Source organism: Ruegeria sp. D6, from assembly GCF_056534365.1.
This window is the reverse complement of the sequence record NZ_JBQFPH010000003.1, coordinates 119524-144895: the sequence shown is the minus strand read 5'-3', so window position 1 is coordinate 144895 and position 25372 is coordinate 119524. Positions and strand designations below refer to the sequence as shown.

At 56.3% G+C, this 25372-nt stretch carries 23 protein-coding genes; 14 read left to right on the top strand and 9 right to left on the bottom strand.

Features of this window, described 5'->3' with window-relative positions; genetic code table 11:
• Positions 1–7 precede the first annotated feature (7 nt).
• Together nqrF and ACR0A1_RS12615 are read left to right on the top strand one after the other, a co-directional pair.
• Positions 8–1231: an NADH:ubiquinone reductase (Na(+)-transporting) subunit F gene (gene nqrF / locus ACR0A1_RS12620; RefSeq protein WP_170393981.1), complete on the top strand. Its 1224-nt coding sequence runs from the start codon at positions 8–10 to the stop codon at positions 1229–1231.
• 134 nt (positions 1232–1365) lie between these two features.
• A complete protein-coding gene (locus ACR0A1_RS12615; RefSeq protein WP_480867765.1) occupies positions 1366–2145 on the top strand; it encodes a metallophosphoesterase in 780 nt (259 codons plus the stop codon).
• Between the two features lie 4 nt (positions 2146–2149).
• Here the strand turns inward: ACR0A1_RS12615 and ACR0A1_RS12610 are convergent, their stop codons facing one another.
• On the bottom strand, positions 2150–2674 hold the full coding sequence (locus ACR0A1_RS12610) for a CBS domain-containing protein (RefSeq protein WP_480614064.1): 525 nt from the start codon (positions 2672–2674) through the stop codon (positions 2150–2152).
• A gap of 120 nt (positions 2675–2794) precedes the next feature.
• Here ACR0A1_RS12610 and ACR0A1_RS12605 point away from each other — a divergent pair, with 120 nt between their 5' ends.
• The 7 genes from ACR0A1_RS12605 (at position 2795) to ACR0A1_RS12575 (ending at position 10089) form a co-directional block, all read left to right on the top strand.
• On the top strand, positions 2795–2980 hold the full coding sequence (locus ACR0A1_RS12605; protein ID WP_170407230.1) for a hypothetical protein: 186 nt from the start codon (positions 2795–2797) through the stop codon (positions 2978–2980).
• A 67-nt stretch (positions 2981–3047) separates the two neighbouring features.
• Positions 3048–4073 (top strand): FAD:protein FMN transferase, encoded by a 1026-nt coding sequence (locus tag ACR0A1_RS12600; protein ID WP_170561987.1) that lies wholly within the window; start codon positions 3048–3050, stop codon positions 4071–4073.
• A gap of 15 nt (positions 4074–4088) precedes the next feature.
• Positions 4089–4319 carry a (Na+)-NQR maturation NqrM gene (gene nqrM / locus ACR0A1_RS12595; RefSeq protein WP_170393970.1) on the top strand — a complete coding sequence of 77 codons (231 nt, stop codon included), beginning with the start codon at positions 4089–4091 and terminating at the stop codon, positions 4317–4319.
• A gap of 15 nt (positions 4320–4334) precedes the next feature.
• On the top strand, positions 4335–6005 hold the full coding sequence (locus ACR0A1_RS12590; protein WP_480867762.1) for a sulfatase-like hydrolase/transferase: 1671 nt from the start codon (positions 4335–4337) through the stop codon (positions 6003–6005).
• Between the two features lie 86 nt (positions 6006–6091).
• Complete coding sequence (gpmI, locus tag ACR0A1_RS12585) at positions 6092–7609, top strand: 2,3-bisphosphoglycerate-independent phosphoglycerate mutase (RefSeq protein ID WP_480867760.1); 1518 nt, start codon at positions 6092–6094, stop codon at positions 7607–7609.
• Positions 7606–8739, top strand: coding sequence for a peptidase M23 (locus ACR0A1_RS12580; protein WP_170561994.1), 1134 nt, complete (start codon positions 7606–7608; stop codon positions 8737–8739). Before gpmI ends, ACR0A1_RS12580 begins: the two co-directional genes overlap by 4 nt.
• A gap of 6 nt (positions 8740–8745) precedes the next feature.
• Positions 8746–10089 carry a S41 family peptidase gene (locus tag ACR0A1_RS12575; protein WP_480867758.1) on the top strand — a complete coding sequence of 448 codons (1344 nt, stop codon included), beginning with the start codon at positions 8746–8748 and terminating at the stop codon, positions 10087–10089.
• 47 nt (positions 10090–10136) lie between these two features.
• On the opposite strand, the gene ACR0A1_RS12570 is transcribed toward ACR0A1_RS12575, so the two are convergent.
• From ACR0A1_RS12570 to ACR0A1_RS12560, 3 genes are all read right to left on the bottom strand, one after another.
• Entirely contained in the window at positions 10137–11663 is a 1527-nt protein-coding gene (locus ACR0A1_RS12570; RefSeq protein ID WP_170422711.1) for an MFS transporter, read from the bottom strand.
• 63 nt (positions 11664–11726) lie between these two features.
• Complete coding sequence (locus ACR0A1_RS12565) at positions 11727–12092, bottom strand: hypothetical protein (RefSeq protein ID WP_170422713.1); 366 nt, start codon at positions 12090–12092, stop codon at positions 11727–11729.
• A gap of 10 nt (positions 12093–12102) precedes the next feature.
• Complete coding sequence (locus tag ACR0A1_RS12560) at positions 12103–12864, bottom strand: DUF6478 family protein (protein WP_170422715.1); 762 nt, start codon at positions 12862–12864, stop codon at positions 12103–12105.
• Between the two features lie 233 nt (positions 12865–13097).
• Between ACR0A1_RS12560 and ACR0A1_RS12555 the strand changes: the two genes are divergently transcribed.
• Genes ACR0A1_RS12555 through ACR0A1_RS12540 form a run of 4 tightly spaced genes read left to right on the top strand, consistent with a single transcriptional unit; the run spans position 13098 to position 19345 of the window.
• The gene (locus ACR0A1_RS12555; protein WP_170611571.1) at positions 13098–16193 is read left to right on the top strand and encodes an ABC transporter transmembrane domain-containing protein; all 3096 of its coding nucleotides are present in this window, start codon (positions 13098–13100) and stop codon (positions 16191–16193) included.
• Positions 16183–17082 carry a CPBP family intramembrane glutamic endopeptidase gene (locus tag ACR0A1_RS12550; protein WP_480867755.1) on the top strand — a complete coding sequence of 300 codons (900 nt, stop codon included), beginning with the start codon at positions 16183–16185 and terminating at the stop codon, positions 17080–17082. The genes ACR0A1_RS12555 and ACR0A1_RS12550 overlap by 11 nt, the downstream gene beginning before the upstream one ends.
• Before the next feature lie 59 nt (positions 17083–17141).
• Positions 17142–18074, top strand: coding sequence for an acetyl-CoA carboxylase, carboxyltransferase subunit beta (accD, locus tag ACR0A1_RS12545; protein WP_170393952.1), 933 nt, complete (start codon positions 17142–17144; stop codon positions 18072–18074).
• Complete coding sequence (locus ACR0A1_RS12540) at positions 18071–19345, top strand: bifunctional folylpolyglutamate synthase/dihydrofolate synthase (protein ID WP_170635810.1); 1275 nt, start codon at positions 18071–18073, stop codon at positions 19343–19345. Before accD ends, ACR0A1_RS12540 begins: the two co-directional genes overlap by 4 nt.
• A 31-nt stretch (positions 19346–19376) precedes the next feature.
• On the opposite strand, the gene zapE is transcribed toward ACR0A1_RS12540, so the two are convergent.
• A complete protein-coding gene (gene zapE / locus ACR0A1_RS12535) occupies positions 19377–20435 on the bottom strand; it encodes a cell division protein ZapE (protein WP_480867753.1) in 1059 nt (352 codons plus the stop codon).
• A 148-nt stretch (positions 20436–20583) separates the two neighbouring features.
• Here zapE and ACR0A1_RS12530 point away from each other — a divergent pair, with 148 nt between their 5' ends.
• On the top strand, positions 20584–21825 hold the full coding sequence (locus ACR0A1_RS12530; RefSeq protein WP_480867751.1) for an MFS transporter: 1242 nt from the start codon (positions 20584–20586) through the stop codon (positions 21823–21825).
• Position 21826: 1 nt separating this feature from the next.
• Here the strand turns inward: ACR0A1_RS12530 and ACR0A1_RS12525 are convergent, their stop codons facing one another.
• The 4 genes from ACR0A1_RS12525 to fghA all read right to left on the bottom strand — a co-directional run bounded on the left by ACR0A1_RS12525 (position 21827) and on the right by fghA (position 25339).
• Positions 21827–22447 (bottom strand): HAD family hydrolase, encoded by a 621-nt coding sequence (locus ACR0A1_RS12525; protein ID WP_170422724.1) that lies wholly within the window; start codon positions 22445–22447, stop codon positions 21827–21829.
• 142 nt (positions 22448–22589) lie between these two features.
• Positions 22590–23045, bottom strand: a complete 456-nt coding sequence (locus ACR0A1_RS12520; protein ID WP_170511868.1) for a YaiI/YqxD family protein — start codon at positions 23043–23045, stop codon at positions 22590–22592.
• Positions 23042–24502 (bottom strand): Si-specific NAD(P)(+) transhydrogenase, encoded by a 1461-nt coding sequence (gene sthA, locus ACR0A1_RS12515; protein ID WP_480867749.1) that lies wholly within the window; start codon positions 24500–24502, stop codon positions 23042–23044. Before sthA ends, ACR0A1_RS12520 begins: the two co-directional genes overlap by 4 nt.
• A gap of 3 nt (positions 24503–24505) precedes the next feature.
• Positions 24506–25339 carry an S-formylglutathione hydrolase gene (gene fghA / locus ACR0A1_RS12510; RefSeq protein WP_170562027.1) on the bottom strand — a complete coding sequence of 278 codons (834 nt, stop codon included), beginning with the start codon at positions 25337–25339 and terminating at the stop codon, positions 24506–24508.
• Positions 25340–25372 lie beyond the last annotated feature (33 nt).

Below are 25372 nucleotides of genomic sequence, written 5' to 3'. Positions count from 1 at the left end.
GGGCGGAATGGAAACCTTTGGCTTAGGTGTAGCCCTTTTCACCGTTATCGTTCTTGGTTTGGTTGCCATCATCATGGCGGCGCGGTCCAAGCTGGTTTCAACCGGTAACGTGAACATCACCATCAATGGTGAGAAAACAATCTCGGTTCCGGCGGGTGGCAAGCTGCTGCAGACGCTTGCGGCAGAGAAGCTATTCGTACCCTCCGCTTGTGGTGGTGGTGGCACCTGCGCGCAATGTCGCGTGCGCGTGCATTCCGGCGGTGGCTCGATCCTGCCGACCGAGGAAAGCCATATCACCAAGCGCGAGGCGTCTTGTGGTGACCGGCTATCCTGTCAGGTTGCAGTCAAGCAGGATATGGACATCGAAGTTCCCGAAGAGGTCTTCGGCGTCAAGAAATGGGAATGCACAGTTCGCTCGAACGAGAATGTGGCGACCTTCATCAAGGCTCTGACATTGGACCTCCCGGAAGGTGAGGACGTGAACTTCCGCGCTGGTGGTTACATCCAAATCGAAGCGCCTGCACACCAGCTCGCCTATACGGATTTCGACGTAGAAGAAGAATACCGCGAGGATTGGGATCGCTTCAATCTATGGCAGTACAAATCCGTCGTCGCCGAACCGATCGAACGCGCCTATTCCATGGCAAACTATCCGGATGAAAAAGGCATGATCATGCTGAACGTCCGCGTGGCTTCGCCCCCTCCTGGGTCCGAAGGTATCCCTCCGGGTCAGATGTCGTCGTATATTTTCAACCTGAAACCGGGCGACAAGGTCACAATCTCAGGTCCCTTTGGTGAGTTCTTTGCTCGCGAGACAGAAAAAGAGATGGTCTTCATCGGTGGTGGTGCTGGTATGGCCCCAATGCGCAGCCATATCTTTGACCAGCTCAAACGCCTTGAAAACCGCAACCGCAAGATCAGCTTCTGGTATGGAGCGCGGTCGAAGAAAGAGATGTTCTTTGTCGAAGATTTCGACACGCTGGCCAAGGAATTCGACAATTTCGAATGGCACGTTGCGTTGTCGGACGCCCAGCCCGAGGATGACTGGAAAGGCTACACTGGCTTTATCCACAACGTTTTGTTCGAGGAATATCTGAAGAACCACCCCGCACCCGAGGATTGCGAATACTACATGTGTGGTCCGCCAATCATGAACCAGTCGGTCATCAACATGCTGCTGGATCTGGGCGTGGACCGCGAAGACATCATGCTCGATGATTTTGGCGGATAAACAGCATCGGTCGGTTCCAACCCTTGGGACCGACCATTTTCATTTTTGGGTCTGATGTTGGGCAGGCTGCCAATATCAACGTCTGCATTTGGCGAATGCTGCGCCATATTTTTCCGCATTAGGCAGCAGGTCTTATGTTAACCGGATGGATCAAAAGGCTTATCGCATCTCAAACACCGTCTGATCAGCCGGTGAATCTGTATTCATTGGCGCCTACAGAAAAATTCTACGCAATCGGAGACATTCATGGGAGGTTGGATCTTTTACAACGGCTGCTACCTGCGCTGGATAACGACTGTCCGGTGGTGTTTGTAGGCGACTATGTTGACCGGGGCGGATACAGCGCGCAGGTGTTGCGTCAGCTACACCACCTCGACACGAACCCCGAAACGCGGGCGATCTGCCTGAAAGGCAATCACGAAGATATGCTGCTTGGGTTTTTGTCCGATCCAACACGGATGGAGCGTGTCTGGCTGTATAATGGCGGTGCTCAGACTTTGGCTTCGTTTGGGCTTGCGGATATTGACCGGTCCAACCCGCAAGCCGTTGCCGAACAACTGCAGCAAGCGATGGGACAACCGCTTCTGGACTGGTTACAAGATCGGCCGCTGACCTGGACGAGCGGGAATGTAACGGTTGTTCATGCCGCGCTTGATCCTTCGCAGCCGGTCGATCGGCAACAGGACAGAACTTGCCTTTGGGGGCATCCTCAGTTCCGCAAGAAACGCAGGAAAGACGAGCAATGGGTGGTGCATGGCCATACCATCGTCGACGAAGCTCGGGTCGAGCATGATGTCATTTCGATCGATACAGGTGCGTTCATCACCGATCAGTTGACGGCTGCGGAAATCTCGCCTGGTTCTGTCCGATTTATCTCGACCACGCGCGCTGGTATCGCGCGCGTATCGGTGTAAGTCGCTAGCCTACGATCATTTGCTTCATTCTAAGTGCTTCATATTCCAGTTCTTTCAAGCGGAAATGAACCACATCGCCAATGGTGATCACCCCGCGCAGATTTCCATCACTCAGTACGGGCATATGCCGGAACCGGCCTTCGGTCATGGTTTTCAGCACGTCGTTCAGATAATCTTCGGGGCTGCAGGTTTTAACCTCAGTCGTCATAAGATCAGCCACGGTTTGGGGTAGGGTCTGGCCGGGCGTTTCCGCCATACGGCGCACGATATCACGTTCGGAAAGGATACCCTGCAGGGCACCATTCTGATCCGTCACAACAACGGCCCCGATGCGTTTTTCGCGCAAGATATCCACGACCGAGTGAATCGTGTCGTTGGGCCGCACCGAAAACACAGCATCACCTTTGCCTTCCATCAGTTTCGCAACCGTTGTCTGGGTATGCGACAGATTGGTCTCAACTGATTGACTGCGGGTTGTCGCCGCGGCCTTGTCGCCGCGTGTCGGAGGCTGGTAAGAGCTTGGGGCCATGGGCGGTCTCCTCTTTCACCGGTATTGTCCTTACAACCTACCTTACCGCAGGGACCGGCCCTGTATAGGGTGCAATTTCGAAAACCGGCGTAACTCGGCCACTTCAAAAGGAAATTGCTTGTGAGCAACCTGTATCTGACGCCACCAGTCGCCGCGCTGATATTCTTTATCGTGGTGGTCTGCGGCCATAACTTTCGCATGGCTTGGAAACAGCAACCGGAAGGTTGGCAAAAGCGCGCTTGGCTGTTTGGCGTCCCGGCAGCAATCGGGCTTTTCGCATTGGCGTTTTTGCCGCTCAAGATTTGAGGTCGGTTTGACTCTGAACAGGCTCACTGGCATATGCCGGGCAAGAACACTCCCGGGAGATTGCACCATGCGCCCACTGATCGCACTGGCCTTACTTTTGACTGTTTCGGCCTGCTTGTTTGGCAAAGAGCCTGACGTGGTACGCCTGTCCGGCGAGACGATGGGCACCACGTTCAACATCACTGCAATCGGCGATGATTTGGACGAAGCAGCGCTGGGGCAAGCGGTTCAGGAGACCTTGGCGCAGGTCAATGCCAAGATGTCCAACTGGGACCCGAATTCCGAGGTCTCGACCTTCTCGGCCTCAGGCAGCACGGACCCCATGCAAGTGTCAGACGAATTTGCCTTCGTCATCGAGGCCGCAAATGAGGTTCACGAGAAATCCGGTGGTACGTTTGATGTTACCCTTGGTCCGCTGATCGAATTGTGGGGGTTTGGACCGCGAAAACCTGAAGACCCAATTCCGGCAGATGACGAGATCGCGACAGCGCTAGGGCAAGTGGGACAAGCGCGGTTGTTAGACTTGGATCGCGGAGCGGGCACTTTGGCCAAGTCAGAGGCCGGAGTCGGGATCAACCTGTCTGCGATTGCCAAAGGCTATGGCATCGATGCGGTTGCCGCACAGCTGCGCGAGGCCGGGATCGAGAACTATATGGTCGAGATCGGTGGTGATCTGGTGACCATGGGCGAGAATGACAAAGGCGAAAGCTGGCGGATCGGGATCGAAAAACCCGAGACTGGCGCGCAATCAATCCAGTTGATCGTGCCGCTCGACAATCTGGGAATGGCGACCTCGGGTGATTACAAGAACTTCTTCGAACAGGACGGGGTGCGCTATTCGCATATCATTGACCCGACGACGGGCCGCCCGATTACTCATCGCACCACTTCGGTTACTGTTTTAGCAGACAACGCCATGATGGCGGATGCGTGGGCAACGGCGATGCTGGCATTGGGTCTGGAAAAGGGTCTGGAACTGGCCGAAGAGCATAAACTTGCCGTGTTCTTCATCTCGCGGGATGTGACAAGCGGAGAAGAAGCCTATATCACCGTACAAAGCAGCGCCTTCAAGGATGCGCTGGGGACCAACTGACCGGTAGGAACCGCTATGAGCACCTTTATTCTAGCCTTTTTCCTGTTGCTGATCGTCATGGTTGGCATGGCGCTGGGTGTGATGTTGATGGGCAAAACCATCAAAGGCAGCTGCGGTGGCCTGAACGCGATCTCGGGTGCCGATAAATGTGTGGTCTGTCAAAAGGATATCGATCCCGACAGCCCTCTGCGCGACCAGTTGCAGTGCAAGCGTGCGAAAAAGATGCTGCAACAGATGGAAGGCTAGGATAACCCTCTTGGCATGAACAAAGCCAAGAACGTCCTCTTCATCATGTTCGACCAATTGCGCTGGGACTATCTCAGCTGCTACGGGCATCCACATCTGCATACGCCAAATATTGACCGTCTCGCCTCGATGGGTGTGCGGTTCACGCGGGCCTACATCCAGTCTCCGATCTGCGGCAGTTCCCGTATGTCGACCTATACCGGCCGCTATGTGCATTCGCACGGCGCGTCATGGAACGGAATCCCGCTGAAAGTTGGTGAGGTCACCATGGGCGATCACTTGCGCAAGGCAGGGATGGATTGCTGGTTGGTTGGCAAGACTCATATGCGCGCAGACGCCGAGGGTATGGCTCGTTTGGGGCTTGAGCCCGACAGCCTGATCGGGGCACGCGTCGCTGAATGCGGGTTTGATGTCTTTGAGCGCGATGACGGGATGCGCCCCGAAGGGCCGGATGGGTTTTATGACCCGGATGGCGCCAAAAGGTACAACGAGTATCTGAAAGACAAAGGCTATGAGAGTGACAACCCCTGGCACGACTTCGCCAATTCGGGGCTGGATGAAGAGGGCAATGTGCTTTCGGGTTGGTTCCTGAAGAATTCGTCAGAGGCCGCGAATATCGCCGAGGAAGACAGCGAAACGCCTTATCTCACCTCTCGCGGCATGGAGTTCATTGAAAACCATGAGGGGCCGTGGTGCTGCCACCTCAGCTATATCAAACCGCATTGGCCCTATATTGTGCCAGTACCCTACGCCTCGATGTATGGTCCCGAACACGTTCTGCCTGTCATTCGGTCCGAAGCTGAACGGCAGAACGCTCATCCGGTGCTGAAAGCGTTCATGGATACGAAAATCGGCCAGACCTTCTCGCGTCAGGATGTACGCGAGGCCGTGATTCCAGCCTATATGGGCCTGATCAAGCAGGCTGACGACCAAATGGGGCGGCTGTTTGACTGGATGGAACAGACCGGACGAATGCAGGACACGATGATCGTGCTGACCTCGGACCACGGGGATTTTCTGGGCGATCACTGGATGGGAGAGAAGACCTTCTTCCATGACGCCTCGACCAAAATGCCGCTGATCATCTATGATCCATCGCCCGAGGCTGATGCCACGCGCGGCACCACATGCGATGCATTGGTCGAATCCATCGATCTAGCGCCCACGTTTCTGGAGGTTGCAGGCGGTGAACCCGCAGGGCACATTCTGGAAGGGCATTCATTGCTGCCCATCCTGCACGGTCAGGCCGAAAGCACTCCGCGCGATGTGGTGATTTGTGAGTACGACTACTCCGCATCCCCCATTGCGCAGTCACTGAACGCCTCGGTTCGGGATGCGGTCATGTTCATGGTTGCAAACGAGAAATGGAAGCTGATCCATTGTGAAGGGGGCTATCGCCCGCTTTTGTTTGATCTAGAGAATGATCCGAATGAGCTGACGGACCTGGGCGAAAGCGATGAGCATGCAGACATCATCGCCGAGATGTATGATCACCTGTTCACCTGGACGCGGCGCCAGTCGCAGCGCACGACCCGGTCGGAAGAACAACTGCTAAACATGCGTGGATCAAGCCGAGGAACAGGCGTGGTGATCGGTATTTACGACGAAAACGAGATGCCGCTTGAGCTGACCGTTAAATACCGCAACCGCAAAGCGCGACCCTTTGGGGACTACAAGACAGATTAAATCTTCATTCGCGGCCCTAATGACGGTTCAACCTTGAGCGGGCAGGGGGTAGAAGACAGCAACGCCGCCTCAATCGGAGAGCTTTCATGACCGCCCCAAAGCCAGTTGTCCTTTGTATCCTTGATGGTTGGGGCCTATCCGACGACACCAAGGCCAATGCGCCTTATCTGGCAAATACGCCAACCTTTGATGCTCTCATGGCTGAAGGTCCTCATGCGCAACTGATAACGCACGGGCCGGATGTGGGTCTACCTAGTGGTCAGATGGGTAATTCCGAAGTTGGTCACACCAATATCGGGGCAGGGCGCGTGGTGGCGATGGATCTGGGGCAGATTGACCTAGCCATAGAAGACGGTTCTTTCTTTCACAATGAGGCGCTGCAGAGCTTCATCGCTAAGGTGAAAGCTGCAGGCGGGACAGCGCATCTGATGGGGCTGGTATCGGATGGGGGCGTGCACGGGCACCTGGATCATATCGTGGCTGCCGCCAAAGCGGTTACCGATGCGGGCGTGCCCGTGGCGCTACATGCGATCACCGACGGGCGCGATGTGGCCCCGAAATCGGCCTTTACCTACATCGCCGAACTCGAAGACCGGTTGCCCGATGGCGCAAAGGTCGTCACCGTCTGTGGGCGCTACTTTGCCATGGACCGCGATAATCGCTGGGAACGCGTTTCCGAGGCCTATGACGCAATAGTCAAAGGTCAGGGGCGCGCCGTGGCCTCGGCCCAAGAGGCCGTCGACCATGCCTACGCCCAATCCGAAACCGACGAGTTTATCGCGCCCACGGTTCTTGCTGGTTATTCCGGTATTAAGGACGGTGACGGGTTCTTTTGCCTGAACTTCCGCGCCGACCGTGCCCGAGAAATCCTGCGGGCAATTGGGGAGCCCGGTTTTGCCGAGTTCGACTCCGGTCCGCGCCCGCAGTTGTCGGCGTTACTGGGCATGGTTGAGTATTCCGATGGCCATAACGATTATATGACGACCGTATTTCCCAAGCGGGATATCGTGAACACGCTGGGCGAATGGGTTGCTAAGCAAGGCCTGCGCCAGTTCCGGCTGGCCGAGACCGAGAAGTACCCTCATGTCACTTTCTTCCTGAACGGTGGCAAAGAGCAGCCTGAGGGTGGCGAGGATCGCTTCATGCCCAAATCGCCCAAAGTGGCGACATATGATTTGCAGCCCGAGATGTCCTCGGCCGAAGTGACAGAAAAGTTCGTCGAGGCGATCCACGGCGGATATGATCTGATCGTCACCAACTACGCCAATCCAGATATGGTTGGTCATACCGGTGATGTGCAAGCTGCGATTGAAGCCTGTGAAGCTGTTGATCAAGGGCTGGGGCAGGTGGTTGCAGCACTGAAGCAGGTCGGGGGTGCGATGATCGTGACCGCAGATCATGGTAACTGCGAAATGATGGTCGATCCGGAAACGGGCGGTCCACATACGGCCCATACGCTGAACCCCGTGCCTGTCGTTCTGGTCGGCGGCCCCGAAGGTTCAAGCCTGCGCGATGGGCGCTTGGCCGATCTTGCTCCAACTTTGTTGCAGCTTATGGAATTGCCGAAACCCGTTGAAATGACAGGGGAAAGCTTGCTGACATGAGATTGCGCCCGATCGTTGCTGCAGCGCTGATTTGGGCCACCCCTGTCGTCGCCCAAACCAGCCCGTCAAAGGCGGCACTAGAAGCGGCCGAGATGCTGGAGCAAGCCTCGATCGCGTTGACTGAGGCCGAATCTGCCCGCGACCGGGTCAAAGCTCTGACCGAAACCATAAAAGCCTACGAGGCTGGTCTGAGCGCCATGCGCGACGGCCTGCGCCGCGCGGCCTTGCGCGAGGCGCAATTGACTGCAGAATTGCAGGTACAAGAGCAGGAGGTGGCGCAGCTGTTAGGTGTTCTGCAGACGATCGAAACCACCGCGCCTCCGGTACTTATGCTGCACCCGTCCGGCCCACTTGGGGCCGCGCGCACTGGTATGATGTTGTCCGAAGTCACGCCTGGGTTGAACGCGCAGGCTCAGGCGCTAGCAAACGAATTGCAAGAGGTACAGACACTGCGACAGCTTCAACAAAACGCTGCCAATACGCTGACCGAAGGGTTGGAGGGTGTTCAGGATGCCCGCACGCAGCTTAGTGAGGCGATAGCGGACCGGACCGATCTGCCTCGCCGTTTCGTAGAAGATCCTGTGCGTACAGCGATCCTGATATCCTCGACCGAAACGCTGGATGGGTTTGCCAGTGGGTTATCCGAGATCACCGATGGTGAGATTGAAGATACAAATGCAGATGTCTCGGGCCGGAAAGGTCAAATCGCCTTGCCCGCACAAGGGGTCATGCTGCACCGGGCGGGCGAAACGGACGCAGCAGGGGTAACGCGCCCCGGGCTGGTGCTGGGCACGCGACCCCGCGCATTGGTCACCGCGCCAACGGCTGCCACGATCCGTTACCGCGGGCCCTTGCTGGATCTCGGGAATCTTGTGATCCTTGAACCCCAGCCCGGATTGCTATTCGTGTTCTCAGGTCTGCAAGAGGTATATGGTCTGACCGGGGAAGTGATACCCGAGGGTACTCCGGTAGGTTTGATGCCGGGTGAAACTCCGGAAATCGGCGCTATTATGTCAACAAGCGGTGATGGCACTGGAACTGACTGGTCAGAAACGCTCTATATAGAAGTAAGACAGGATAACAGCCCAGTGGACCCGGAATCATGGTTCCGGACGGACAAGGATGGATAAACGAGTATGAAGAAATTTGTGATGGCCGGACTGGCCGGCACCGTGGCAGGGATAGTCGCAACAACACAGATCGCAGGCCCTCTGCTTGCGCAAGAGGCCGAGAACAAGGCAAGCGTTTACGAACAACTTGATCTGTTCGGTGACATTTTCGAACGTATTCGCGCTCAGTATGTCGAAGAAGTAGAAACCGACGAGCTGATCGAGGCTGCTATTGACGGGATGCTGACCTCGCTAGACCCACATTCCAGCTACCTGTCGCCTGATGATGCCGAGCAGATGCGCGTGCAGACACGTGGCGAATTTGGCGGGCTCGGTATCGAAGTCACGCAGGAAGAAGGCTTTGTCAAAGTTGTATCGCCCATCGATGACACCCCAGCGGATGCTGCTGGTATCGAAGCGGGCGATTTCATCACTCATGTGGATGGCGAGAGCATTTTGGGGCTGACGCTGGATAAAGCCGTGGACCTGATGCGCGGCCCGGTGGGATCGGAAATCGTGATCACAGTCGTGCGTGAAGGCGAGCAGGAGCCATTCGACGTAACGATCGTTCGCGACACGATCAAGCTGACCGCAGTTCGTGCACGTACCGAAGGTACAAGTGTCGTGTTGCGTGTCACGACCTTCAATGACCAAACCTATCCGAACCTCAAGGAAGGACTGGAAGAACAGATCAAAGAGGCCGGAGGCATCGAAAACGTCAATGGCATCGTTCTGGACTTGCGTAACAATCCCGGCGGGCTGTTGACACAGGCCATCAAGGTCTCTGACGCGTTCCTGGATGAGGGCGAAATCGTCTCGACCCGGGGTCGCAATCTCGAAGATGGTGAACGATTCAACGCAACACCCGGCGATCTGACCGGAGGCAAGCCCATCGTTGTGCTGATCAACGGTGGTTCGGCCTCGGCGTCGGAAATTGTCGCGGGCGCCTTGCAGGATCACAACCGCGCCATCGTGGTTGGCACAAAGAGCTTCGGCAAGGGATCGGTGCAGACGGTCATGCCGCTTCGGGGTGACGGGGCCATGCGTCTGACAACCTCTCGCTACTACACGCCCTCGGGTCGTTCGATTCAGGCGCTTGGCGTCAGCCCGGACATCATCGTCGAACAACCACGCAACAACCCGGTTGACGAGGAAGAAGAAGATACAAACACCCGCACCCGGTCCGAGGCCGATCTGCGCGGCAGCCTGAATAATGACAGCCTCAGCGAGGACGAGATTCGCCAGATCGAAGAGGATCGCGCCAAAGCCGAAGCCACCGCAGAGCTGCGCGAAGAGGATTATCAACTGGCGTATGCCATCGATATCCTCAAAGGCCTGTCCGCGTTCAATCCGACCGGGCCGTCACAATAAAGGGGAGGGGGCCGCCATCAGCGGCCCTATTCTCGCACCCTGAAGTGTTACCCTTCGACCTTGTGCAGTTTTTTCTCATCCAGCATCAGCGCCAGGACGATTCCAGCAGCGACTGAGATCGTGGCGAATACAAAAGCCATATTCATTCCGGTATCAAAGGCCGCCGCAATGGCGGCCTGAACCTTTTCAGTTTCACCTGAATTCAACTTTTCAAGCACTGCTTTTGCCGAGTCTGTGTTCAGCGTTCCACCATTGATCGCTTTCTGATCAGCCTCGGACATGTTGATGCCTGACGCGGTCAATCGGGTTTTTAGGCTGGACAGGCTTGTCACATACATGACCGCCGTCGCACAGGCGACCGCGATTGCCCCATAGACAAGATGGGTCATGAAACTCAGGCCGCCAACCAGTCCGGCGCGTTCCGGCTTGACCGCGCATACAGCGGCTGTTCCCGAAGGCCCGACCGTCAGCGTTGCGCCCAAACCAATCAGCGCCATTCCGGGAAGAATCTGAAAATATCCGGTCCCGGAAGGCATGATGACAACGCTTGCCGCCCCGACTGTGGCGCAAATATATCCCCAAAACAGCAGTCGCTTGGGCCCAAAATCGTTATACAGCGTACCCGAGACGATTGATCCGACCGCTAGCAACACCGTCAGCGGTGCCAAACCCAGCGCCGATTGGAACACAGACCATCCCAAGACTTTTTGCATATACTGCGGAAAATAAAGCAGCCCGACAAAAGCTGCCGAGACGTTGAACATATTCAGACCTAAGGTAATCAGAAACTCTCGGTTCTGCATCAACTGAGGCATTAGCAAGGGTTCCTTGACCCTCTTTTCGACTTTCGGAAACAGGAAGAACAAAACGGCGCTGACAAAAAACAGCAGCAAAAGCGGCAGCGAAGTCCAGCCCCAATCAGCACCAACATCCAAACCGTAAAGCAAGAGCAAAACTGCAAAAGACAGGATGCCCATCCCGGCAAAGTCGATGTGTTCACCTTTCTTATGCTCGGTCTCACGCTCCATCAGCAGGATCGCAGTCGTCATCGAAATGCTGGAGAACACCACATTGGCGAGGAAAAACAACCGCCAATCACCCAGATTGACCACCGCGCCGCTAATCATCGGTCCAAAGACATTACCCGTGGTGACACCCGCCAGTATCAGCCCCATCACCAATGCGCGGTGTTCTTCTTTCGACACTTTGGTGGCTCCAAATGCAAGCGTGCAGGGCCACACGCATCCCGCCCCGATCCCCTGCAAGGCGCGTGCGCCGATCAGGTAGTCCAAACCGGGTGAGACAAAGCATAAAACCGACGCAAACAGAAAGATCGAAAGACCGATGATCATCATCTTGCGATGACCATACATGTCACCCAGGCGACCTCCGGCCACCATCGTCATGGCAAAGAACAGAGCGTAAATATTCAGAACCCACTGGGTGCTGGTGATGTCGGCGTCAAAGCTGTTTTCGATTGCCGGGACCAGCATGAGGGCACCGGTAAAATCGATCCCGATCCCGAAACCCGTCACCATCAGCGCGATGACCTTTATGATGCTGTTGCGATCCATAGGCCAATCCAATGATGCACGTATGGACCTGAAAAGATAGGGACAATCCTATCAGTACTGTGGTCAGGTTTCGCTTTGAGATGCCTGAGAGCGGCGGAACGCACGCTTTAACATGTCCAACTCGGCGCGCAACAAAGCGACTTCGGCCCTCAGATCATCTGCGGCGGGTGAACCGGCGATGATGGTGAAATCCCCCAGCTTATGGCCTGTTGTTCCATCGTGAATCACGACAGTATGGACACCTTCCGACAGGGCGGCGGGCGGCACTGGGATGCGCAAGGCCCAGCCATCTGTTGCTGGTTCCAACTCAACATCATTCACGGGCTCACCAAGAAACAGCACCTCGATCTGAGGGGGGCTTTCGCTGGTCAAATGGCCTTCCCACAGGCCGTTTTCGAAGCGGATTGGTGTCAGGGTGGTATGAGACATTGAGTACCCTTTACAGATCGGCCCGGTGGTAACGGCAGAATGTCAGGTCACGAAACACCACACGGTTCATCGCGGGTTGATCAATGATCAGATCCAGCCAGAGTTTCTCAATTCGACGCTCATTCACGTTCAGATGGGCCAGATCAAAATCTACAGTCGCCGCAGGTGTTGAAAGATCAAGTTCGCGCAGAACCTGCTCGGTATTTGGGCCATGCTGAATGTTCAGGCGGGCGAAGACAACGGTAGAACGCTCGCACTCAACCAGAGTGTCGACCCGCATCAGATGCTGGCGGGACAGATTTATGGCGGCATCAGTGGGCAGATCAACGGAGAGCGACAGGAAAGATCCCTGAAAATCAAATACCTCAACGGCCAGACTGAAAGGCGCCAAATCCTTGTCTCGCCGATTTCGGATTTGCTGCAGCCCGATCTCGACCTGGCTGCAATCGTGAAACAGGATGATCTGCCCATCCATCCGCGCCTTGCGCGGGGCCGAGGCTATACCTTTGCGGATCAGTGGCGTCCGCCACAGGTCCGGTCGCCACGACCAATCCGTTCCCAGGGGTTTTGGAAACTGCGTCGCCCCAATCAAGGGTTGGATCAGGCGAGCATCAGCTTTTTGAATTGCTTGTTCAAGTTTGCCGCGCAACCGCCGGGCGTCATCACGTTGGCGGCGAAGCTCAGGCAGTGCGAGGTGGTCAGACTGCTGCGCGGCACGCTGCCAGCGCCCCAGAGCCTTTAGTTGAATATATCGATCCAGTAATCTGCCCATCGCCCCATCTTTCAAGACAGCCCCTCTTTAGTCAAAGTCGGGGCAGGGGACAAACCAGTCTTACTTGATTAGCGGATAAATCTTCCCGAATCCTAAATGTGATCTCCTATCCAGCTGGTTTCTGCGTCGCAAAGAGCCGCCATTCTTGCAATAGCTCGGGCCGAGGCTTACCGTCGTCGCTCGGGCAATCGGCATTTGTCCCGGATCATGCAGGCTCATCATGAGGCAGGGGAATGGAACCCACCCTATTTTCATTCATATGGAAGCATTCGAAAAAACAGCAATTGGTCCTACTATTGCTGACCGTTCTGTCATTTCCGTTCCTTTACGCTTCGTTGGAGCTTCCCAAGCAGATCATCAACGACGCGATTGGTGCGCCCGCAGACACCGTGACAGTACTCGGTATCACCGTGACACAGGTGCAGTACCTGCTGATTCTGTGCTTTGCCTTTTTGGCAACTGTCATCGCCAGTGGCGTGATGAAAATGCGCATCAATACCATGAAAGGCATTCTCGCCGAGCGGATGTTGCGTCGCCTTCGCTTTACCTTGATCAGCCGCTCGATGCGCTTTCCCAAATCCTATTTCGCCACCACCAGCCAAGGTGAACTGGTATCGATGATCACGTCCGAGGCCGAACCCATGGGCGGGTTGATGGGAGATGCCATCGCGCAGCCCGTTTTTCAGTTCGGCCAGATGATGACGATCGTCACGTTTCTTTTCATGCAAAGCGTGTGGTTTGGTCTGGCCAGTATTGCATTGATCCCTTTGCAGGCTTGGCTGATTCCCAAGTTGCAGCGTCAGATCAACCTTCTGAACAAGGATCGCATTCAGGAGGTCCGGCGGCTGAGCTCTGAGATTGGCGAAAGCGCTGCTGGTATCAGCGATCTGCGCACCAATGGCGGCTGGCGCTATCGTCTGGCGCAATTCAGCCATCGGCTAGGAACCTTGTTCGAGATCCGCTTTAAGATCTACAACAAGAAGTTCTTCATGAAGTTCCTCAACAATCTGATCACTCAGATGACACCCTTCCTATTCTATTCAGTAGGCGGCTATCTGGCGATCACGGGCGAGGTGACAGTGGGCGCATTGGTCGCCGCGTTGGGTGCATATAAAGACCTCAGCGGCCCTTGGAAGGATCTTCTGACCTACTACAACCAGGTACAGGACATGTCACTGCGCTGGGAAATTGTGACCGAACGGTTTGCCCCATCGAATATGATACCCGAACAGTTGTTTGAGGGCGTCCCCGAGGCAATCCCGCACCTGACCGGCGATATCGAGCTGCGCAACGTGACCGTTCGTGATGATGACGGCAAGACCATACTTGAGGATATTGATCTTACCATTCCCCAAGGCGCTCGGGTTGCGATTCAGTCGAAACACGCTTCGGAACGCAGTGCGCTTGCGCAGTTGCTGACGCGCGAAGTGCTGCCGGTTCAAGGCGAGGTTCTGATGGCTGGCCACAACCTCAACAGCCTGCATCAGGCGGTGATTGCGGCGCGGATCGGCTATGCCTATTCACGCCCTTACCTGTTCGACGGAACATTGGGTGATAACCTGCTAATGCCGCTGCGCACGCATCCTCAACACGAAAGTGGTGCATTGCAGGCCCCCTCACGCCGCCAGATCGAAGCCGTGCGCGCCGGGAACCCACCCGATTCACTGTCCGATGAATGGATCGATCCAAGCCTCGCGGGTCTTGATGACATCGAGGATATTCGCGATTGGTGGTTCCAGCTTGTCGAAGCGATGGGCATTGATGAATTTATGTTCCGGCGCACTTTGCGCTCTCAGTTCGACCCGGAAGTACACCCGGTGCTGGCGAAAGAAATAGTCGATCTGCGAGATACCGTTGCCACACGCCTGCAAGAGCGCGGGTTGGACAAGTATGTCTATCGGTTCGATCCTGACCAGTTCAATCCCGCCGTGCCCTTGGGCGGGAACCTGCTGTTCGCTTCACCGACGCATGATATCGCACCGGACATTCTGGCGGGGGACCACCGGTTTCTGTCGTTGCTTACGGGCAATGGCCTTGATGATGACGCGCTCAGCATCGCTCAGGCCGTTCTGGAAACCCTAAACCAGACTTTCGGGCGAGATGGGGCCGATCACCCGTTGTTCTTGCGGCTTGGCATGTCAAAAGACATGTACCACCGTCTGCTCGATATCGAAGAGCGCCGCAAAACCAAGGGCGAAGAAGCCATCGGCGATCAGGAACGTGCGCTGCTGTTGACCGTCCCATTCATGCTGACCGCTGAACAAATCGGCCCAAGTTTCCCTGAGGAGTACAAGGACAAAATCCTTTCCATTCGTCACAGTCAGGCCGAACGGCTGCGGGGCGCTATGGGTGCGATGTTCGTGCCGGTGTCACCGGACGTCTACGTTCCCCGCCTGACAGCAATGGAAAACGCTCTGTATGGTCGGGTATCCATCATGGCTGGTGCTCATGCAGAAGAGATCGAAGATCTGGTCGCGGAGGTTCTGAACGAGGCCGGGCTGCGCCGAAGGGCCGCCGCGATCATCTACGACCTGCCGTCCGGGTTAGGTGGGAATAACCTTCCGACAGTGTTTCAGGAGCGTGCTGCCTTTTCCCGTGCTGGGATCAAACGCCCCGATATCCTGATACTCGACAAGGCACTGGCCAGCCACGACTCTGAAAGCCGCCTGCGGACCCGTCTGAAGCTGCGCGAGTTATTACCCGACTCGATCATGATTTTTATGGAGGATCATTTTGCCCATCCGGAAGCCTATGATTTGTTTGTTGAAATAAAGGACGGTCGCATCGATGGTGTCTCGCGCGTGTCCACCGATGCCGAAGATACCGGGACGGACGACCTGAGCCGGAAACTCAAGATCATTTCTTCTACCGAGTTGTTTTCACGAGTCGATGGGCGCAACCAGCGTCTTCTGGCGTTTTCGGCCCAATGGTACGAGGTCGCGGCAGGTCAAACCATTTTCGCACGTGGCCAGGCTCCCGATGCGGCGTATTTGTGTATTTCGGGTTCGGCGAGCCTGAATTGGCTGAATGAACACGGTGAAATGCGTTCGCTCTCGATAGTAGAACCCGGGCGCCTCATCGGCGATCTTGCGATTATCACCAATGAGCCGCGACAATTAGATTTGGTGGCCCTCACGGATTGCTCGTTCCTGCGGATCGGCGCGGAGGAATTGCGTGCTGTGATTGAAAGTGACGCGGGCGTTGCGATGAGGTTGCTTGAAACCGTGGCTGGATATTTGTCCACGGTGTCCGAGCGGTTGCGTGACCCCAACACTCCAATTGGGGATGACCTGCCTTCGGTAAGTGCTGAGCAATCCCATGAGCACTAATGAAAGGCGGGGTGCCTATTCAAGTCATCAGCAATTGCTAGGTGCCGCCCGCAGATATCCCGAGATATGGCGCTTGTTGGCTGGTCTTGCGCTGGTCTCAGTGGTTGTGGTCACGCTCAATGCAATCTTGTTCGCAATCGTTGCCAGTCTTGGCTCATCAGGGTCGGCGGTCACATTCTTGAATGGATCGTCGCCAACAGCGCTCCTTATTGTGCTCTCCAGCTTTATTTTTGTCACTATTGGCGTGGCGTTGGGGGCACGATTATTTCAGCACCGGTCACTTGCCTCGGTCCTGGGCGAACAATCCATCGCAATCTGGCAGTTTTGGCGCGTTGTTCGCGCATTGCTTCTGCTGGGTGCAGCCATATTCATACTCCCCCCCTATGACCTTGGTGCACCATTGGTGGCGAATCTCGCGTTAACCAAATGGCTTTTGCTGCTTCCCTTATCCGCTGTTGCGGTGCTGATTCAGACCAGCGCCGAGGAAATCCTGTTCCGAGGCTATATGCAACAGGGCCTGGCCGCGCGGTTTCGGTCTCCGCTGATCTGGATGGTTCTGCCATCAATCTTGTTCGCAGCTGGCCACTACAGCCCCGCGACGGTCGGAGACAATGCGGTCTTGATTGCCATCTGGGCGCTGACATTTGGGCTTTTGACCGCCGATCTGACCGCGCGAGCGGGTACGCTGGGCCCCGCCATTGCGCTGCATTTTTTCAATAACATCGCGGCTCTGCTTGTCATTTCGCTCCCCGACAACCTTGGTGGCCTGGCCTTGTTCCATCTTCCTTATGAGGCATCGGACGCCGAAGCGTTGCGACCTTGGTTGCTAGTCGACTTTGCGCTGATGATCGTGGGGTGGCTCACCGCAAGATTGGTCCTCAGGCGCTGATTGCATTTCCCGGCATTGCGTCTTATTTGACGTCAACGCCGCATTATCAAGGTTCCGACATGAACTGGATCACAAACTACGTCCGCCCCCGGATCAATTCGATCTTCTCGCGCCGCGAAGTGCCCGAAAACCTTTGGCACAAGTGTGATGAGTGTGGAACCATGCTGTTCCACCGCGAATTGGCGGAAAACCAGAATGTCTGCACCCAGTGCGACCATCACATGGCAATCACGCCGCGCGATCGGTTCCAACATCTGTTTGATGGCGGTATTTTTTCCGAGGTTGATGTCCCGGCACCGAAAGACGATCCCCTGCAGTTTCGGGATCAGAAAAAATACCCTGACCGCATGAAGGCGGCCCAGAAAAAGACCGGCGAGAAAGAAGCGATGCTGGTCGCCGTTGGCGAAATCGGCCGTACCCCGATCGTGGCTGCCGCGCAGGATTTTTCGTTCATGGGCGGATCGATGGGCATGTATGTAGGCAATGCCATCATTGCTGCAGCACAGGAGGCTGTTAGGCTACAGCGGCCCCTGATCCTGTTTTCGGCAGCCGGAGGCGCGCGGATGCAGGAAGGCATTCTGAGCCTGATGCAAATGCCGCGTACGACGGTCGCAGTGGAGATGCTCAAAGAAGCAAACCTGCCCTATATTGTTGTCCTGACCCACCCGACAACAGGCGGCGTTACAGCCTCGTACGCGATGCTGGGTGACGTTCATATTTCGGAACCCAATGCCCTGATCTGTTTCGCCGGACCCCGTGTGATCGAACAGACCATTCGTGAGAAACTGCCCGAAGGATTCCAGCGCGCTGAATATCTGCTGGATCACGGGATGCTCGACCGAGTGACCAAACGCACCGAGATGCGGGATGAGCTGATCACCATCACCCGAATGCTGATGAAGCAGCCCCCTGCGGTCAAAGGCGACCTTCCTGCGCCCGAGCCGGAAGAAGCCCCAACCGAGGCACCCACCGAGGACGCGGTCGAAAAATGACCTCCCCATCTTCGGATGCCATCCTAGACCGGATGATGGCGCTGCACCCCAAGATCATCGACCTGACCTTGGACAGGGTATGGCGTTTGCTGGCGGCACTAGACAATCCTCAGGTTAAGCTGCCTCCGGTCATTCATATCGCTGGAACCAATGGCAAGGGCTCGACCCAGGCCATGATCCGGGCGGGGCTTGAAGGGGCAGGGCATGCGGTCCATGCCTATACCTCACCTCATCTGGCCCGGTTTCACGAGCGAATCCGACTGGCAGGTGAGCTGATTTCCGAGCCCGACCTGACCGCCGTGCTGGATGAGTGTTACGCCGCAAATGGCGGTGAGAACATCACCTATTTTGAAATCACCACCTGCGCCGCGCTGCTGGCATTTTCCCGCACCAAAGCTGACTATACGCTGCTCGAAGTCGGGCTGGGCGGGCGGCTGGACGCCACCAACGTGATCGAACGGCCCGAGTTGACGGTCATCACCCCCGTCTCGATCGACCATGAGCAGTTCCTGGGCGACACTTTGGGCAAGATCGCCGCTGAAAAAGCCGGAATCATCAAGCCGGGCGTTCCCTGCATCGTCGGCCCGCAGCAAGATGAGGCGCTGGAAGTCATCGAATATACTGCAGCCCGTCTGGGCGCTCCGCTAATGGTCCACGGGCAGCACTGGCATGTTCATACTGAGAACGGTCGCCTTATTTATCAGGACGAAACCGGTTTGCGCGATCTGCCTATGCCAAACCTACTGGGTGCTCATCAGATCGAAAATGCAGGCGCGGCGTTGGCTGCGTTGCGCCACCTGCAAATGGGCGATGATGCCTACGAGGCCGCTGTGGCCAAGGCCGAATGGCCCGCGCGTATGCAGCGGCTAAAAATCGGTCCTCTGGTTGAGCAGGCCCCTCAAGCTGAGTTGTGGTTGGATGGTGGTCACAACGCGGCTGCAGGCACTGCTTTGGCCGAGGTTTTAGCGTCACTACCAGAACGTCCCACGCATTTGATTTGTGGTATGCTGAATACCAAAGATGTCACCGGTTATCTCGCGCCATTGGCCCAAAGGGCAGACAGCCTGACGGCCGTATCGATCCCGGGTGAGCAGAATACGCTGAGCGCGGACGAAACCGCCGCCGCTGCTGCTAAGGTGAATCTGGCCGCCACGACAGCAGACAGCGTCACAGACGCGCTCGCCGCAATCACCGCTCAAACCCCTGATGCACGCATTCTGATCTGCGGGTCGCTTTATCTTGCGGGAAACATCCTTAGAGAAAACGCCTGATGAAAAAGATCCTGCGCCAGGGCAGCAGCCCCTATCTGCCCCAATCCTTGTCTTGCATCTCCCGCAGGCGCGAGGCCGTACGCTCAAACTCAAAAGTTCCTTCCCCTTCGACATAGAGCATCTCGGGCTCGGCGGCGGCGGAACAAATCAGCCGAACTTTCGCCTCATAAAGCGCATCGATCAGGGTGACGAAGCGCTTTGCCTCATTGAAGTTATTGCGTGACAAACGCGGGATGTCTTCAAGAACCAGTACCTTCAGCGCTACTGCGATAGCCAGGTAATCTCCTGGACCCAACATTCGTCCGCAGAGGTCATAAAACGAGGCCCGTGCAACGCCGTTGCGAAAGGCGGGCAGGACAACTTCGCGACCCTTCACCTGAAGGGCCAGCTCTTCTGCCGGTCCACCCGACAGATCATTCCACACCTCACGAATCTTTTCCCGCGCTTCGGGCCCAATGGGGGTGAAGTAAACCGGCGAGCCTTCAAGTCGGTTCTGCCGGTAATCCGTGGGTGAAACCAACTCCCACACTTCCAGTTGCTCTTTGATGTGCTGTATGAAAGGCAGAAAAAGCTGCCGGTTCAACCCATCCTTATATAGATCATCCGGATGTCTGTTCGAAGTCGTAACGATAACGACACCACCCTTGTAGAGCAGATCAAACAACCGCCCCACGATCATCGCGTCGGTGATATCGATGATCTGCATCTCATCAAAGGCCAGCACCCGCGCCGATTTGATGACTGCATCGGCCACAGGGACCAGCGCGTCCTCAACGCCGTCTTCACGCGCCTTGTGCAGACCGGTATGGATTTCCTGCATGAACGCATGAAAATGCACCCGTCGAACTGGGATTTCACCCAATGTCTCGACAAACATGTCCATCAACATCGACTTGCCGCGCCCAACACCTCCCCAAAGATACAAACCCTTGGGTGGAGGCGGCGCTTTGCGGAATAATCCACGTTTAACCGGTTCGGCCAAGGCTGCCCGAATGCGCTCAAACCGGGGCAGCACAGCCTCTTGCGCGTCGTCCCGGGTCAGTGTCCCATCAGCAATAAGATCTTCATAGTGTGAAATTAGATCCGTCATGAGTTGAGCCATACCGATCGCTTCGTGTGTTGAAAAGAAACCTTTTTTCCAGACACATCAATTTTGCTGAACTGGCGTCACAAAACTCCTGAATTGACGCGCCGAGTTGTACCGCTAACGTCTGCTGGAACCAATCTTCGGAGCCTTAATGTCGCAATCCACCCGTTTGCTGAACCCGATCCTGATCGTCGGCTGCATCGTAATTACAGTCAGTTTTGCCGTACGCGCCTCTTTTGGTGTGTTCCAGATACCGATTGCGGATGAGTTCGGCTGGCTACGCAGCGATTTTTCGATGGCGATCGCCATACAAAACCTGGCTTGGGGGATCGGCCAGCCGATCTTTGGCGCCATTGCGGAAAAGATTGGGGATCGGCGCGCCATCGTTCTGGGCGCTTTGACCTATACGGCGGGAATGGTCCTGACGGCATGGTCCGTTACCCCGTTTGAACATCAGATGTATGCCTGGCTCGTGGGTTTCGGGATCGCTGGGACGGGGTTTGGCGTGGTCCTTGCGGTCGTAGGTCGTGCCTCATCGGATGCGAACCGCTCGATGTCATTGGCGATTGTCACCGCAGCGGGCAGTTTCGGGCAAGTCATTGGCGCACCCACAGCAGAGTGGTTGCTGACTTTCTTACCCTGGCAGCAAGTGTTTCTGATCTTTGCGGTGGCTATCCTTGCATTGATCCTGACATTGCCATTCATGCGCGCGCCTCAGCCCGTCAGCAGGTCGGAGCTAGAAGAGAGTATGGGGCAGATCCTGTCCAAGGCATTCCGCGACCCGTCTTATTCGCTGATTGCGATCGGCTTTTTCAGTTGTGGCTATCAACTGGGCTTTGTCACAGCCCATTTCCCCGCCTTCGTCACCGAGATGTGCGGCCCGATCCAACCCGGAGGCGTCTTACATTCGATGGGGATCACCACAACTTCAGCCTTGGGGGCGATTGCGATTTCGTTGATAGGGTTGGCCAATATCGGCGGAACCCTTTTGGCCGGATGGGCTGGAAATCACTTTCCGAAGAAGTACCTGCTCGCGGCGGTTTACACCGGCCGAACGCTTGCCGCAGGTGCCTTCATCGTGTTCCCAATCACGCCCTTGTCCGTGATCGCATTCTCGCTTGTGATGGGGTCGCTCTGGTTGGCGACCGTACCGCTAACATCTGGCCTTGTCGCACATCTCTATGGCCTGCGGTACATGGGCACGCTCTACGGGATCGTATTCCTGAGCCATCAGATCGGCAGTTTTCTGGGCATCTGGTTAGGCGGGCGCATGTACGACCAATTCGGTGATTACACCATGGTTTGGTGGATCGGCGTCGCTATCGGAGCGTTCAGCGCCATCATTCACCTGCCCATCCGCGAAAATCGTTCACCAACCGGCGTGACAGCCTGAGCTATGCGGCCTCTTCAGCGGTCAGCAGCCCCTCAGAAACCAATCGATCCGCCCAACCCTGCGGATCGATGAAGTGATGCGTTTGCCATCCGCGCGCCCTTGCTGTTTCGATATTCTCGATCCTGTCATCTGCAAACAAAAGCGCCGAGGGAGGGATGCCGCAATCGGCCTCAACCATTTCGTAAATTGGCATATGAGGTTTGACCGTCTTCATCCGACCCGAGACATATTGACGATCAAACTCATTCAGAAACGGATAAACAGTAGTGGCATAGTCAAAATTCTGAACCCCAAAATTCGTCAGGGCAAAGACCGGGATCTTCTTGGTCCGCAACGCGCGCAGCAGTCGCGCTGAATGTGGGATCTCGGGCGCGGCCAGTTCGATCCAGTTGTCATGCCACATTCGGATTTCATCGCGCCATTCCGGGTACTTGTCCGCCCAATTGTAAATCGTATCCGTGAAATGATGGCCCTGATCTACCAGATCATTCATCCCATGCAGATCGACCTCGTCAAACATGGCGCGACGACGATCCTCGCCGATTACTCGATCATAATAGCGCTCGGGCTGCCACTCGATCAGCACATTTCCGATGTCAAAGATGACGGCTTCAACGGCCATGACTTAATCCCATACCAGTTCAGTCACCACCGACTGAACCAAGCGCAGGTCAGAGATGCAAGCGCCAACCGCAGCGCGGCACACGCTGCCCAGCCCAACGGAAGGATATGCATCTTTGATGCGTCTCTGACCGGCGGGAGCACTACCTGCGAAGGGCAGCGCGTATCTCGCGCTCAAGCGCATCTAGAAAACGCGACCGGTCGGCTTTGCTAAATGGTTTTCCCCCGCCACCTGTCCCCAGCGGATTTGCCGCGCGAAGGTCTGCCATCAGATCGCGCATTGCCAATTGCTGACCGATATTGGCCGCAGTGAAAGCCTCACCACTGGGCCGAAGCACGCGTGCTTCGGCTTCAATACACTTGGCGGCCAGCGGTATATCAGAGGTAACGACAATATCGCCGGTGCCGCAGCGTTCGGCAATCCACTTATCCGCCTCATCTGCTCCCGAGGCGACGATCACGACTTGCACCAACGGGTTGGCAGAGGGGCGTAGCCCTCCGTTTGAGACCAGAACCATCGGCACCTTATGCCGGGTTGCCACCCGTTCAGCCTCGGCCTTGACCGGGCAGGCATCCCCGTCGATGTAAAGCGTCGTCACGCCTCTTTGACCTTTGGTTCTGACTTCGCCTTTGGCGTCGATTTGCGCACCTTGAATTCGTCCGGAATGGGCATCCGGTTAAAGGCATCCAGCCCCGCGATTTTGTAAGCTTCGGCAAGGGTCGGATAGTTGAACGTGTTCTGCACGAAGTAATCCACCGTGCCTTTCAGGTTCAGCACCGCCTGCGCGATATGGATCAGCTCGGTTGCGCCTTCGCCGACAATCTGAACCCCTAAGACCCGGCGGGTCTTGAGCGAGAACAGCATCTTCAGCATGCCATGCTCCAACCCCATGATGTGCCCGCGCGAGGTTTCGCGGAACCGGGCCACACCCACTTCGTAGGGAATACCACGCTCCCGCAGTTCTTCCTCGGACATCCCGCAGGTTGAGATTTCGGGGACCGAGTAGATCCCATACGGATACCAGGGGCTTTCTGGCAGGGTTGGAGTCTCCAGCGCATGACAGGCCGCGACCCGTCCCTGTTGCAACGAAGTTGAGGCCAACGACGGATGCCCGATGACGTCTCCGGTGGCATAGATATGCGGCACCGAGGTCTGATAGGTCTTGCGGTCCACGCTGATACGATTGCGATGATCCGTTTCAATGCCAACCGCGTCCAAGTTCAGCGCCGAGGTCGCCCCCATCCGGCCGGCTGCAAACAGCAGCATCTCGGCCCGGACGTGTCGCCCATTGTCCAGCGTGATCTCAACATGGCTACCGGCGTCTTCTATTTTCTCGACGGCTGCCCCCAACCGCAGATCGACGCCATTTTCACGGATCTGATGCGTGAAATCGTGGATCAGTGTCTTGTCGATGAAATCCAGAAACGTCTCGCGCGGTTCGATCAACGTCACCCGGACATCAAGCGCCGAGAACATGGTTGCATATTCAACGCCGATCACGCCCGCACCGATCACGCAGAGCGAACGCGGGATTTCCTCCATCTCAAGGAAATCATCCCCATCGACGACAGTTTTGCCATTGAAAGGCACGTAGTCTGGCCGGTAGGTCTTGGTGCCGGTGGCGATCAGGAATTTGGCTGCTGTCAGACGCGTGGATTCGCCTGCATCCGTGGCCACCTCGATCTCGTGTGGCCCCGTGAACGTCGCCAACCCGTTCAGCGTTTCAACATGGTTGCGGTTGAACTGATGCTCCAGCACATCGACCTCATGATCGAGTGTCATGTGCAGCCGTGCTTTCAGATCCTCGGCGCTGATCTGATCCTTGACCCGGTAGGAACGCCCATAAAAACTGCGCTCGCGCCAGCCTGACAGGTTCAGCACCGTCTCTCGCAAGGTTTTCGATGGGATCGTTCCGGTATGAACAGAGACACCACCAAAACGATCTTTGCGGTCAATCACCAGCACCCGGCGCTGCAATTTGCCTGCCTGAATCGCCGCCGCCCGGCCTGAAGGGCCCGAGCCGACGATGATCAGGTCATAGTCATATTTGCTCATGCCTCAGTCCCCATACAGCGCTTCGGCGTGGAAGGTGATGTGATCCTCCATAAAGGTGGACACGAAATAGTAGGAATGGTCATAGCCGGGCTGCAGGCGATAGGTGGCCTGCTGGCGACGCTCGGCAATTGCCTGCGCCAGTGCCTCCGGGCGCAACAGATCCATAAACTGATCGTTTGCACCGGTGTCGATCAGGACCGGTCCGTCAAAGCCTGTGCTTTTCATCATCGCCGACGCATCATGCTTGGCCCATGCGGTCTCATCATCGCCTAAATACGCGCTGAGTTGCTTGCGACCCCAATCCGCCCCCATGGGGTTCGAGATCGGCGAGAAGGCCGAAACAGACCGGTAACGCCCGGGCAGGTTCATCGCCAGCGTCAATGCGCCATGCCCACCCATCGAATGCCCGGTGATGGCCTGACGATCAGGATCAATCGCAAAGTTCTCGGCCAGAAGGGCCGGCAACTCCTCGGCAACATAATCCCACATGTTGAAGTGAGGCGTCCAAGGGCCTTGCGTGGCATTGACATAGAACCCTGCGCCTTGGCCAAGGTCATAGTCTTCGTGATCTGCCACGCCTTCGCCGCGTGGTGAAGTGTCGGGGAACACCAGCGCAATGCCCTGTTCGGCCGCCCAACCCTGGGCTCCCGCCTTCGTCATGGCGTTTTCATGGGTGCAGGTCAGGCCCGACAGATACCACAGAACAGGAACGGGGCCGTCCTTGGCTTCGGCTGGAAGAAAAAGGCCAAATGTCATATCACATTTGCAGGCCGAGGAAGCATGGCGATAAACGCCCTGCACACCACCAAAACAGGCATTTTCCGAAAGGGTTTCCATCAAGCTGATCCTTACGTTGTGTCCGGGCCATGG